Raw genomic sequence first — 11,460 nt, forward strand, 5'->3', positions numbered from 1 at the left:
CGACCACCCGTGGATCAAAAGACAGCAGCGCAGCGTTATTCTCCTCCAGCCACAGGGGGTGAAAATGAACGTAGCCAATCTGCAGATCTAAGGACTTTGCATGGCAATTATGGCCGTCAATCATGCCTTGGTTGAAAAAGGCGTTCTCACGCGAATAGAGCTAAACGGAGCACTTAAGAAGGCCAAAGCGATAGCGCGAAGCGACGAACGTTTTGTCGAGGATCTCAATCCTTCGAGCCGTGATGCCGTCTGCTTTCCTATCCGAATTCTCGAGGCCGCAAACAAGGAAACAACTCCGCGATCCAGCACGTTTTCCGAGCTTGCCCGAATAATTGGAGAGACCAAAGAGCCGTACAACGATATGTATTAAGCTAACACGGATCTTTTTACGTAGTCTCACATCTTTATGCCCTGCATCCTGGAGACTGCAAGAGGGGAGGGGCGCACCACTCGAGGAATAAAGTTCCCCGCGGGGAACTATAAAGCACTTATGCAATATATAAGATGAAGCCGTGGGTCGTTACCGCGCCTCCTCAGACTCCAAAATACAAAATTTTCAAAAGTTCCCCGCGGGGAACTTCCTCTTTTCTCAGCGCCCGAATCGGACTAGCTTGAAGTTGCGCAAAAAGTTCGCACTTTTGTATTTTTGCGAAACTACATTTGGTTTTACCATTCGTTAACTCTAGTGGCGTCTAATATGCTCCAATTCAATGAGGATAAAATCGTGAATCGCCACCTGAGCAGTCTTCAGTTTATGCAGGATTTTTCGGGCAAGCTCGAAAGCGCTCTACAGAATCTTTCAATCGCTCAATATCCGCCAGATGCCCGTCGAGAAATGCGTAAATTTTCGTCGACGGAAGTCGCAGCATTGCTCGATGTCTCGGAAGCATATATCCGCCAAGTCGTTCAAAAAGATATAGGTCCGACGCCAGAGGTAACATCCAATGGGCGCCGCCTTTATACGTTGGAACAAGTCCTTGAACTCAGAATGATGCTTGCGTCGAAGGGACGTAAGAAATGGATGAACCCACGACGCACCGGAGACGAAGCTTGCCATGTAATTGCAGTTACGAATTTTAAGGGCGGGTCGAGCAAGACGTCGACGACGATTCATTTAGCGCATTATCTCGCGTTGAAGGGCTATCGCGTTCTCGCTGTGGACCTTGACCCGCAAGCCTCATTGACCAGCTTACACGGTACGCTTCCCAATTTTGATCCACGGGTTGATGATACTCTGTACGCAGCGATCCAGTTTGAGAATCCCCGGCCCACTAAAGAATTGATCCATCAGACTCATATTCCGGGACTGGATGTAATTTGCGCGGGATTGGAACTGACAGAGTTTGAAACTGCAGTAGCGCTTCAGATGCGCAAAAGCGGCACCAACTTCCTCCTTCGTGTATCGCAAGCGTTGGATCAGGTCTCAGACGACTACGACGTTATCCTGATGGATTCAGCGCCATCCCTAAACTTCTTGACGCTTGCGTCGCTTACGGCCGCTACCGGTGTGATAATTCCTGTACCCGCTCATATGCTCGATGTTGACGCTACTGGAAAGTTTCTCGAGCTCGCAGCGTCGTATATGCAGGTGTTGAATGATGCCGGAGCCGAAGTTGATTGGGATTTTGCAAAGTTCATCATAACCAAATTTGAAGCAAACGATCACCCGCAGGCTAATATGACCGCTCTTATGAGACAGGTCTTCGGCGAGGACCTCTTGCTGAATATGGTTATGAAATCGACAGCGGTAGCAGATGCACTCACGTGGAAGCAAAGCCTGTATGAAGTGCAGCGATCACGTTTTTCAGCGCCCAAAACGTATGACAGGGCGATGGAGTCACTCAACGCTGTGAACGATGAAATCGAAAAGCTGCTTTGGACAGCATGGGGCAGAGAATGAGCCGGAAAGATTCCCGATCCATCTTCGCAAACCTTATGAAGCCGCAAGAGCAAACTGGCGACATGACGCCAGCAGCTTCGCCATCGCCTCATCTTCGAAAAGTGGCGGCAGGGCTTCGCCAACTTCACGAACGCGAGGAGACGTTCGCGAAAATTCTGAAGGACGGCGATCGCATCATTGACATTGACGTTAATGATATTGCTCCGTCGCCAATTCAAGATCGCTTTGATGGCTCTTATGAAGAGTCAGCAACAGCAGAGATCGTTGAGTCAATGCGAGAACGGGGACAAATCGTTCCTGGTCTCGTCCGTCCGTTGGACGATGGAACACACCATTATCAGATCGTGTTTGGCCGCCGTCGCTGGAATGCAGCAAAGCAATTGGGATTGCCCTTCCGGGCCGTTATCAAGGAACTTACTGACGAACAGGCAATAGTCTTTCAGGGTGAAGAGAACACTAATCGAGAAGACCTTAGCTTTTTGGAAAAATGTCTTTTTGCGCATGAACAGGAAGCAGCAGGTTTTCGGCGTGATGTCATTTGCGCCTCGTTATCAACGACAAAGTCACATCTGTCTGAGATGCTACGCATCACGACTACTGTTCCGAAGTCTACATTGCTACTAATCGGAAGGGCGCCTGACACAGGACGCAGACGTTGGCTCGAGTTTTGCGAACTGTGGAACGCACGATCCAATGCCCAGCTTCTAGTTCAGCAGGCGTTGACAAGCTCGCCGTCGGATCGTTTTCAAGCCGCTGTCGCCGCTTTGAAACAACCCGATATGAAGCAAGCAACACAGGAATCTAAAGTACAGCGTGAAATCCGAGCAAACGGCGAACTGCTGGCAACGATTGCTCGGTCTAAGGCCGGTTCACGGCTAAGTTTTCAAAAAAATGTTCCTCAAGGGTTCGTTGACTTTCTTGCGGAACGAATGCCTGAGCTGCATGCGCAGTATCTGATAGACGAAAAAGAAGGATAACGACCAAAAGAAAAAGACCCCCAAAACGTCGCCGTCGTGGAAGCCTCTCTCGGATGTGGTAATCAGAGAATCGCATTTCCATGAATCAGTGTCAAGAGTCGTAAGCGTCTTTTTGGCGGGTGGATTTCTTTTGCCTTTTGAAAGGTGAGAGGGAATGCAAACTCTGAAGACTAACACGCCTGCATTTCGTGGGCGAATGGAGGCGTTTGCCCAGAATTCTGATCGGCAAGAGAAGCCGATGCAGGGGAGGGGCGTAAACAGATGGGCGCTCTACAAACAGCTTTGCGTCGCTAAGGCTGAATTCGGTCTGAACGATCGTTGTCTTGCCGTGCTGAGCTCGCTTCTGTCATTTCTGCCTGATGATGAATTGCATGAGAAAAGCGGTCTCGTCGTTTTCCCATCCAATCGACAGCTTTCGTTGCGCGCCCATGGCATGCCGGAGTCTACACTGCGCCGACATCTGGCCTCCCTGATTGAAGCCGGGATCATTGCGCGCAAAGATAGCCCGACCCGCAAACGCTATGCTCATAAGGATAGGGAAGGCGGCGTCGAGCTTGCTTTCGGCTTTTCCTTTGCGCCCTTACTCGATCGCTCCTCTGAAATTGCTGTTATCGCGGATAAGATCCTCGCCGATCAGAAAGCACTGAAGCGTCTTCGCGACGAAGTGTCGGTCATGCGCCGAGATATGGCGGCAGCTTTTGCGGGTATGGCCGAAGAAACAGGTGAGCTTGGTGAACGTCTCGAAGCGTTGTTCGTTCGCTTCCGCGCCATTGTCGACGCTATTCCTCGCCGCGCATCTGTTGATGAACTGTCCGCGATCAGGGTCAATTTTGAAGCCATTTGTGGTGAATTGGCTATCGCTCTGAAAACAATAGAGATTGTTCCGGAAATGAGCGGCAGCGGCGCTCAATTTGAGCGGCAGCATATTGAATCCCTGCCAGAATCACTATTTGAATCTCAAAATAGCAAAAAGATTGATTTGAACGCGCCTTCCGCGAAAACACCAGTTACTGTGATGCCGGAAGAAACTTCTGATGAGTTAACGCCTTCCATTTCTCTCGACCAGGTGCTTCGATCCTGTCCAGATATTCGCGAGTATGGTGCGAACGGAATTGGCACATGGCGTGAGCTTCTCAACGCCTCACGTATCGTCTCCGGCTTTCTCGGCATCAGTCAATCAGCCTATCAGGAAGCGATCCGTTTCATGGGACCGGAAATCACCTCTACCGCTATTGCCTGGATCCTGCAGAAACTATCGACCATCAATTCGCCTGGCGGATATCTACGATCTCTGACACAGAAGGCGAGGGGAGGGACCTTTTCAATCCGCCAGCTCCTGTTTTCAGGAATGAAGGCAAGTGGGCATCTCGTCTCAATATGAGACTGCGTTGACCCGTTTCTTAAGGCGCAGCCATGATTTGGAAACGAATATCGCGAATAAGCCAAATTCTGGGTTCGGGCCTTGTCGCGGGATTGCTTTGTTGGCTGGTCTGGGCTGGTGCACAGGGTCTCGTTGGCGTCATACAAAACGGGAGGATCGTCAACAGACGAGGGCCGGACCTCTATATGAGCGATAACCCCATCATATTTTGGGCCCTAAGTGGATTTTTCGCGCTCGGCGTCATTCTCATAACTGGTCTGGCGTTGATTTGCTTGTCGCACTGGTTTTCCCTTTTCCGACGTTCGAACCGTTAGGCGAGGGCTTTCATAACCGTAAGCGGTTTGGCGGATGATCGGATTATGTGCGTAGGCCGTCCGTACGAAGACCATCGCCGCCAGATTGCAGCGATGGACCTGGCGACAAGTCCGCGGGATGCCGATTCAGATCGGTCGAACGTTCTCTGCCTTGGCTTTGCCGGTGACATGCACAAAAACATCACTGCCGCCACTTTCTGGCGTGATGAAACCGAAACCTTTGTCAGAATTGAAAAATTTTACCGTGCCCGTTGCCATATGGATCCTCTTAATTGGAGCGATGTTTGCTTTGCCGAGGAAGACTATTGAATGCGCAGGGGACGCGCAACCGCCTCGTATCGCGGCGACCCGATCGATTGATCATTGAACCAAGTCGCCGCTGGCCATATGACCAGTATGAGTTCTTGTGAGGAGCCGCAGACTTGAGTGTTATATTCCTGAATGGGTCAGGCAGTTTGATTTGTGACGGCGTTGATGCTGGCCAGATTGAATTTAGTATTGCGGAGCCTTCGGACAGTCCGGATACGACTAGGCGGGGAAAACTCTGGGGGAATAAGCAGGCTATTGCTGTGGCAATGGATGCCCAGAAAGTGGAACTGAAACCTTCCGATGCTCATGATCTCTTATCTCTGGATGTAGAAGATACTGATCGGCAGGGCGGCATATCATTCAGTGTCCTGTAACAGGTTAAGCGAAGTGGCCTTTTTAGGATCAGTCAAACATTTCATTCGACGACGCGTCTTCTAGAAGGATGGCGCGGTCGGATGTACCTGATGCGAGGAGGTTGTACGCGAGCGTTGTGACCCCGACGAAAGCTATCAACATGACAATCACCGCCACCAGCAACCGGGCGTGTTGTCGGCGTTTGAAAGTTGATTTGCCAGTCCAATCGATCATTGAGGAAGGATAATTGTCGTTCATAAGTCGATACTGCGCATAAAAATGTAAACAAGACTCTGATTGAAAGCTGTGCATACAAAATTTAACTGCGCGGTAGCGGCTGAAAACGCATGAACGCTCTCTACATTGCCATGGGCGACCGTCTTTCGAAAAGGGCTGACGCTTTTTGGTGGCTTCAGCTGACTTTCAAGCGCTCAATCGTTTTTTCGCGCCAAACGCGGAGCTGACCGAAGGAATTAAACCCCGGTGTTCTTCCCAAAGACACCGGGGCCGTTCAACGCAATCTGGTCACGTCTCCATCCGCTTTGAACGCCGAAAATATAATCGCCTTGAATCCAGATTCCAACCCGTCGCTTATCCGAAAACATCGAAGACCCTTCAGTAGAATCCTGTTCTCGGGTTAATCAGTTTGGGATCTTCAAACAATTTTAGTGCACCAAATGCGGTGAGAGCGTAGCGAACGCCGCCGGCCGGAGGCACCCGCGCTCTCATATCGCGCTGTAGGGATGCCGGAGGCCCATTAAGAGAGGCGAAATGGCTTCGATTAATAAAACGGGTAAGTTCGATTTATGTTACCGAAAAGGTAATACGGAAATACCGGGGGGATGACTTATCAGGGAAATTACAGTCCTCAGATCTAAAAATAATGGCCTCTAAGGCGCACTTTTCAGGCAGAACGTGTGTTTATGGGTTGTCGTAATGAACCAAATCGGTAACATTCCTTGCTGTCGAATACCAAACTTTGAGGAGAATGTGACCGGGTAAAAAAGAAAAACCGCTCCCGAAAAAATCCGGAAGCGGGGTGCAAATTTCAAATATTTCGTAAAAATAAAGTCGCACTCCCAACTTCCAAAGTCAATACAAAACGCTTTTCGGCGAACGGGAAAGCTTTGCCTGGTCCCTAAGAGGAGACGAGGAGTATGGGAGAAGCCCAACAGCCTGTGCGGCGGGTCGGCCGCAAACAGACATCACAACGAACCGAGTTTCGGCGGCTGGCTCAGTCCGCAAAGATCGGAACGGTAACACGCGGCCAACTGATCGGTCTTGCGCAGTCACTCCCTTGCCTTGGCCTCATCAATGGCACCGAGGCGCACTTGCTTGTGGCCCTGATCAATACGGCTCCATCCGAGAGCTATGACAAAGGCGGCCGACCGATCGTGTTCAAATCCAATGCGACGCTTGCCTTCGAGATCGGACGATCCGAGGGACGTGTGAGCCGCATCTTGTCACGGCTATTCGATGCCGGTTTAGTAACCATGCAGGACAGCGGCAACTATAAGCGCTATCCGGTCCGTAATGGGAACGGTAGTATTGCCGACGCTTGCGGCATCGATCTGCGTGTTCTTATAGCTCGCTTCCCGGAATTCGATGGGATGGTCCGGAAGGCAAAGGCGGAAAAGAAGTCATTTAATGCGAACCTGCGTCGCTATCGCGGCGCCGTTCGCAATCTGCGTTACGCGCTCGCGTCTATCGAGGACCTGCCCGCGCGGCTGCGCGCGTTGATCGAGAAGCGTTTTGCGCGTGTTCTCGATGCAGTAGGCATCGCGAGCAAGGCATCAAGCGCCGTTCTCCGTCGCGCAACAGGCTTGATTGAATGGATCGTCGAGCGGGCGATGCAGCTGCCTCGCCGTGACCAGTTTTCGGATAGATACGAAGATTCGACATGCCCGTATGCCGAAAACGACACGCACAAACAGATTACAAACCCTTATTCCCTTGAAAATAGTAGAGGTGAAATGCATTCGGCTAACGCCGAACAACTCAATTACCCAAACACCGGCTTCGCCGGTAAGAGGGCTTTCGAAAAAAGCCTGGGGCACAATTCGAGTATATTAAATCAACCGCAACACCCGCCACAAGCGTTAGTGGGCCTGCAGGATCTGTTACGGGCAATACCGGCGCTGACCACCTATGGAATGTCGCGCCCCCGCACCTGGGCTGAATTGGCTCGGCTCGCCCCGCCAATTTGCCGCATGGCCGGCATTTCCGAAGACGCACGCCGCCGCGCGGTCGATCAGATGGGGGAACAAGCCGCCGCGATTGCCATCGCAATCACGCTGCAGAAGTTCGATGAGCAAAAAGTGAAGTCGCCGGGCGGCTATTTGCGCGCCATGACAGAGCGCGCCGCGGTCGGCGAACTACATCTTGCCCGCTCGGTTTTCGGGCTTGCTGCCAGACATGGAATGGAGGGAATACATTGATCTTTCGCTACATTTTCGCCTCGCGGTGGCCCTGCCGCTGACTGTCGGTCTTGCCGTCGCAGACCAATGGCCAGGTTCCGTGGCAGGAACGGCCCGCGTCATCGATGGCGATACGATCAGCATACGACAACAGCGTGTCCGGATTGCCGCAATCGACGCTTGCGAAAAGGAGCAGAGCGGCCTTTTGAACAGCAAGACATGGCCATGCGGCCTGGTTGCGCGCAGCTACCTCCGCAAAATGATCGACGGGAAGCATGTGTCCTGCCGGATCGTTGACATCGATCGCTATAACCGCTCTGTCGGTCAGTGCTTTCTCGTGACTACGGATATCGGCCTTGCAATCGTGCACGTGGGTCGGGCTGAAGCGATGTCGCTCTACTTGCCGCGAAATCACGGCATTGACATTGCCGAATACGGGTATGCCGAGAACGAAGCACGTGAACGGTTGCTTGGAGCTTGGGCGGCGGATGGAGAGAGCCCGCACTTATCGTCCGGCCCATGCCTTCAGAAAACGCCCACCGAACATAGCAAAGTTGGTATTCCAGAATAATCAGTGCAGAGAACCGTTCCGGTTATCCATATTTGTCATGAGCACACGGAAACCGTTGAAAATGCGTTGAATCCGGCTATCATGCGTTTGCATTATCAGTACCGTATCAATGGTCTACGCCGACGAGACGAGTTGCCATATTGGCGCATAGACCACACCTCTAAATCGGTTGCATTTGACGCTCGTTCGCACGTCGACGCGATTGCTGCAAAGCCGGAAGCCTGAAAAATTTCCCCGCCTGCGGCTCCTCGCGCGACAAATTTTTCGGCCCTCGGCTTCCTCCGCTGCGCTCCGGCCCAAGGGTGCAACACCGCTTACCGCCGTGCCAGTGAACGATCATCGCAACCACACAGAGGAGTGAATACCATGGCCAACGAAATCACCAATTTCATCCAGTTCGACAGCGAAGACCTCGACACTGCATCCGGCAAAGGCCGCATCTCGACCCTGACCGACGATATCGACATCGAGGTCGTGCCCTTCAACTCGGAAAACCCGGACGCTCCTACGCATCGCGTTTTCGCCAAGTCACCGCGTGGCTTTAATATCGAGGTTGGCGGCATCTGGAAAAAGGCAAAGGCCGATGGCGAAGGTTTTAAGCGCAATCTCTCGATCCGTCGCCTGAACTACAACGCCAATCTGGGCCGCTTCGGCGGACAGGACGACCCAAGCCTTCAGGCCGTTCTCGAATGGGAACCGCGCAATTGATAGCCCAACAGCGCCCGGTCAAATGCCGGGCGCAATTCACAGTAGTGCCGTAGAATCCCTTTGTTTTCTGGATTTTCAACGCTTTTGATGCTAGTGTAGACAACAACAGGAGTTTTGAAGATGAACTTTCATGCCCCCCGTCCGGATCGATCTCCGGAAGCTGTTGCCAAGCGCAAAAAGGCTACGGATCAGGCGCGCGCCGCAAATATGCGACAGGGCTATGTCCACGATCCATTGTTGGAGGCGGCAACCGCGGCCTATGTTGCCGGCGAGATCACGCGCGACGAATACAAAGCGCGCGTTGTTCGCAAACCTCAGTAATTCCCCTTCAACATTTTGGGACATGAGACCGCCTGCCTTGGGCTGGCGGCTTTTTGTTGATCTTCGTCATGGCTGAAACGGAACCCAAAGGCTCCTATACCTATCCGAATATATCGGACGATCCTGATCGCAGGGACGTGCTGCGCAACAAACTCGGAATCCGGTCTCATAAGGAACTGCGCGTCGAAGAATATCGCGCGACAGCATTCCGGATGGTTGAGATTGGCGAAGGAGACGGCCCGAAAGGCGCTTTCGACGCGCAACATCTGAAGGCCATTCATGGTCATATTTTCCAAGATATTTATGAATGGGCCGGTCATACCCGGGAAGAAAGCCCGGTAGTTGACGGCCAGAGAGTGGAGCCGATTGGCAATCTGTCGAAAGGCGGAACCTCGTTCCTGCACGGTTCGCGTATCGAGATGGGCTTGGATGAAGCCTTTAGGCCGATCCGGAATCCCGAAATTTTGCGCGGATCGTCGGTCGAACGGTTCGCCGAGATCGCCGGTAAAGTGTTGGCAGAGTTGAATTATGTGCACCCGTTTCGAGAAGGAAACGGACGGACGCAGGAGGCGCTGCTAGCATCTCTTGGTCGCGAATATGGTCATGAGGTTGACTTCACGGTCATTACCAAGCCGCGCATGATCGAAGCGTCGATCGCGACGACCAACGATCCCTCCAGTCCAGCTATGAAACATGTCTTTGAAGACGCGATCGATCCAAACCGACAGGAAGCCATAAGAGCTGCATTCGTCGATCTGGAAATGCGCGGTGAGAATGCTTTCGAGCACAACGTGCGCAGCGTCAGGCCGGGCGAACAGGTTTCAGGTCAGGTACTCGGTCACGATATCCGTGTTGTCAGCCTTGTTAGCGACCACGGGATTGTCGCCGTTGATCGCGCCGACCTTCCAGAGCGGTTGCCCAATGATGATACCGAAATCACATTCACGGCTCGTTCTGACTTCTCCCGCCTGTCGCGTCCGGATCAGGTCAGAAATGCAGATGATCCCGTCGTCGAACGAATGCCGCCAGAGCAGAAAAGCGCCGCGGACACATCCCGGCTTGCAGAGTTGTCGGCGCACAAGCCGCCCGAGCGGGATTCCGACGACCGCGAACGATAAACGGCACCCCTTCCGTGCCGAGGCCGGTCCCGTTCGAAAACGGTGACTGACATCTAGGCCGTCTCGTTCGTTGGCTGATTGACGGACAAGCTACGATAGCCACTCTCCCATGCAACCGCTTCGCGGTCCTCCTCTTCCGTTGCGGCCCAAGGGTGCGTGGGGTCGTCTCGGCTATCTCCGTTTCTTGCCGTCAACCAACGAATGGAGACGGTTATGAACCATGTCAGCGACACCTATCAGCGCATCACAAACCTCATCATCGAACAACTGGAAGCCGGCACCAAACCTTGGGTGCGGCCGTGGCGCGGAAATACCCGCCCTACCTCCATCATCCCACGCCGATCCAGCGGCGAGGCCTATCGCGGCATCAATGTCCTTATGCTCTGGATCGCATCGCAGATGAACGGCTACGAGGACACCACCTGGATGACCTATCGTCAGGCGAAGGATCTCGGCGGTCAAATCCGGAAGGGCGAACGTGGATCGTTTGTCGTTAAATATGGCACCTTTACCCCGAAGGATCAGGACGCCGATGACGACCGTTCAATCCCTTATCTCAAAGGCTACACGGTATTCAACGTAGAGCAGATCGAACACCTGCCTACCGAATATTACAGCCCGGCCGAACCGATGCCGACGGTGCCTGTGCCGCACAATGAAACCGTCGACACCTTTGTTAGCCAGACCGGAGCTATCATTCACTACGGCGGCACGAAGGCTTGCTATCGTCCTGGACCTGACGACATTCTCATGCCCGACCGGGAGCGTTTTTTAAGCGACGTCCACCTGTACTCATCGCTTCTTCACGAAATTGGTCATTGGTCAGGCGCAAAACATCGCCTTGATCGTGATATGTCGGGCCGCTTCGGCACCAACGCTTATGCGCTCGAAGAGCTGGTCGCAGAACTGTCCGCAGCATTCCTTTGCGCTGACCTGGGTGTATCCCATGATCCTCGCGAAAACACAGCCGCTTACCTTGAAAGCTGGCTGGAGTTATGCTCACCTCGTCATAACTTGAGTTATCCGCAGCAACCCATAATGCGAAGGAAGGCGGCCAGATTGCCTAAAGTTCGGGGTTTCGGGCCACCTT

General features: G+C 52.9%; 13 protein-coding genes. 11 read left to right on the plus strand and 2 right to left on the minus strand.

Annotated elements, in window-relative coordinates:
• Positions 1 to 100 precede the first annotated feature (100 nt).
• The 4 genes from FG152_RS22855 (at position 101) to repC (FG152_RS22870) (ending at position 4,258) form a co-directional block, all read left to right on the plus strand.
• The gene (locus FG152_RS22855) at positions 101 to 370 is read left to right on the plus strand and encodes a hypothetical protein (RefSeq protein WP_256886573.1); all 270 of its coding nucleotides are present in this window, start codon (positions 101 to 103) and stop codon (positions 368 to 370) included.
• A gap of 354 nt (positions 371 to 724) precedes the next feature.
• Positions 725 to 1,900, plus strand: coding sequence for a plasmid partitioning protein RepA (gene repA / locus FG152_RS22860; RefSeq protein WP_256886574.1), 1,176 nt, complete (start codon positions 725 to 727; stop codon positions 1,898 to 1,900).
• Positions 1,897 to 2,877, plus strand: a complete 981-nt coding sequence (gene repB / locus FG152_RS22865; RefSeq protein ID WP_256886575.1) for a plasmid partitioning protein RepB — start codon at positions 1,897 to 1,899, stop codon at positions 2,875 to 2,877. Before repA ends, repB begins: the two co-directional genes overlap by 4 nt.
• Before the next feature lie 154 nt (positions 2,878 to 3,031).
• The gene (gene repC / locus FG152_RS22870) at positions 3,032 to 4,258 is read left to right on the plus strand and encodes a plasmid replication protein RepC (protein WP_256886576.1); all 1,227 of its coding nucleotides are present in this window, start codon (positions 3,032 to 3,034) and stop codon (positions 4,256 to 4,258) included.
• Positions 4,259 to 4,698: 440 nt separating this feature from the next.
• Here repC (FG152_RS22870) and FG152_RS22875 read toward each other — a convergent pair whose 3' ends face one another.
• Entirely contained in the window at positions 4,699 to 4,830 is a 132-nt protein-coding gene (locus FG152_RS22875; protein WP_498988578.1) for a cold-shock protein, read from the minus strand.
• 164 nt (positions 4,831 to 4,994) lie between these two features.
• On the opposite strand from FG152_RS22875, the gene FG152_RS22880 reads away from it, so the two are divergent.
• A complete protein-coding gene (locus FG152_RS22880) occupies positions 4,995 to 5,255 on the plus strand; it encodes a hypothetical protein (RefSeq protein WP_256886577.1) in 261 nt (86 codons plus the stop codon).
• A 28-nt stretch (positions 5,256 to 5,283) separates the two neighbouring features.
• Here FG152_RS22880 and FG152_RS22885 read toward each other — a convergent pair whose 3' ends face one another.
• Positions 5,284 to 5,493: a hypothetical protein gene (locus tag FG152_RS22885; protein ID WP_256886578.1), complete on the minus strand. Its 210-nt coding sequence runs from the start codon at positions 5,491 to 5,493 to the stop codon at positions 5,284 to 5,286.
• 899 nt (positions 5,494 to 6,392) lie between these two features.
• On the opposite strand from FG152_RS22885, the gene repC (FG152_RS22890) reads away from it, so the two are divergent.
• The 6 genes from repC (FG152_RS22890) to FG152_RS22915 all read left to right on the plus strand — a co-directional run.
• Positions 6,393 to 7,673, plus strand: coding sequence for a plasmid replication protein RepC (gene repC / locus FG152_RS22890; protein WP_256886579.1), 1,281 nt, complete (start codon positions 6,393 to 6,395; stop codon positions 7,671 to 7,673).
• Positions 7,651 to 8,223, plus strand: a complete 573-nt coding sequence (locus FG152_RS22895) for a thermonuclease family protein (RefSeq protein WP_256886580.1) — start codon at positions 7,651 to 7,653, stop codon at positions 8,221 to 8,223. The genes repC (FG152_RS22890) and FG152_RS22895 overlap by 23 nt, the downstream gene beginning before the upstream one ends.
• 366 nt (positions 8,224 to 8,589) lie before the next feature.
• Complete coding sequence (locus FG152_RS22900) at positions 8,590 to 8,931, plus strand: DUF736 family protein (RefSeq protein WP_094574695.1); 342 nt, start codon at positions 8,590 to 8,592, stop codon at positions 8,929 to 8,931.
• A 120-nt stretch (positions 8,932 to 9,051) separates the two neighbouring features.
• A complete protein-coding gene (locus tag FG152_RS22905) occupies positions 9,052 to 9,252 on the plus strand; it encodes an antitoxin VbhA family protein (RefSeq protein ID WP_256886581.1) in 201 nt (66 codons plus the stop codon).
• 68 nt (positions 9,253 to 9,320) lie between these two features.
• A complete protein-coding gene (locus tag FG152_RS22910; protein ID WP_256886582.1) occupies positions 9,321 to 10,370 on the plus strand; it encodes a Fic/DOC family protein in 1,050 nt (349 codons plus the stop codon).
• Between the two features lie 213 nt (positions 10,371 to 10,583).
• Positions 10,584 to 11,460, plus strand: an 877-nt coding sequence (locus tag FG152_RS22915; RefSeq protein WP_498988583.1) for an ArdC family protein, incomplete at its 3' end; no start/stop codon positions are given.

Source organism: Ochrobactrum sp. XJ1 (assembly GCF_024701725.1).
Classification (GTDB): domain Bacteria; phylum Pseudomonadota; class Alphaproteobacteria; order Rhizobiales; family Rhizobiaceae; genus Brucella; species Brucella anthropi.

Coding starts and splice junctions, on each gene's coding strand:
- FG152_RS22855 (WP_256886573.1), top strand. CDS start 101: ATGGCAATTATGGCCGTCAATCATGCCTTGGTTGAAAAAGGCGTTCTC.
- repB (WP_256886575.1), top strand. CDS start 1,897: ATGAGCCGGAAAGATTCCCGATCCATCTTCGCAAACCTTATGAAGCCG.
- repC (WP_256886576.1), top strand. CDS start 3,032: ATGCAAACTCTGAAGACTAACACGCCTGCATTTCGTGGGCGAATGGAG.
- FG152_RS22875 (WP_498988578.1), bottom strand. CDS start 4,830: ATGGCAACGGGCACGGTAAAATTTTTCAATTCTGACAAAGGTTTCGGT.
- FG152_RS22885 (WP_256886578.1), bottom strand. CDS start 5,493: ATGAACGACAATTATCCTTCCTCAATGATCGATTGGACTGGCAAATCA.
- repC (WP_256886579.1), top strand. CDS start 6,393: ATGGGAGAAGCCCAACAGCCTGTGCGGCGGGTCGGCCGCAAACAGACA.
- FG152_RS22895 (WP_256886580.1), top strand. CDS start 7,651: ATGGAATGGAGGGAATACATTGATCTTTCGCTACATTTTCGCCTCGCG.
- FG152_RS22900 (WP_094574695.1), top strand. CDS start 8,590: ATGGCCAACGAAATCACCAATTTCATCCAGTTCGACAGCGAAGACCTC.
- FG152_RS22905 (WP_256886581.1), top strand. CDS start 9,052: ATGAACTTTCATGCCCCCCGTCCGGATCGATCTCCGGAAGCTGTTGCC.
- FG152_RS22910 (WP_256886582.1), top strand. CDS start 9,321: ATGGCTGAAACGGAACCCAAAGGCTCCTATACCTATCCGAATATATCG.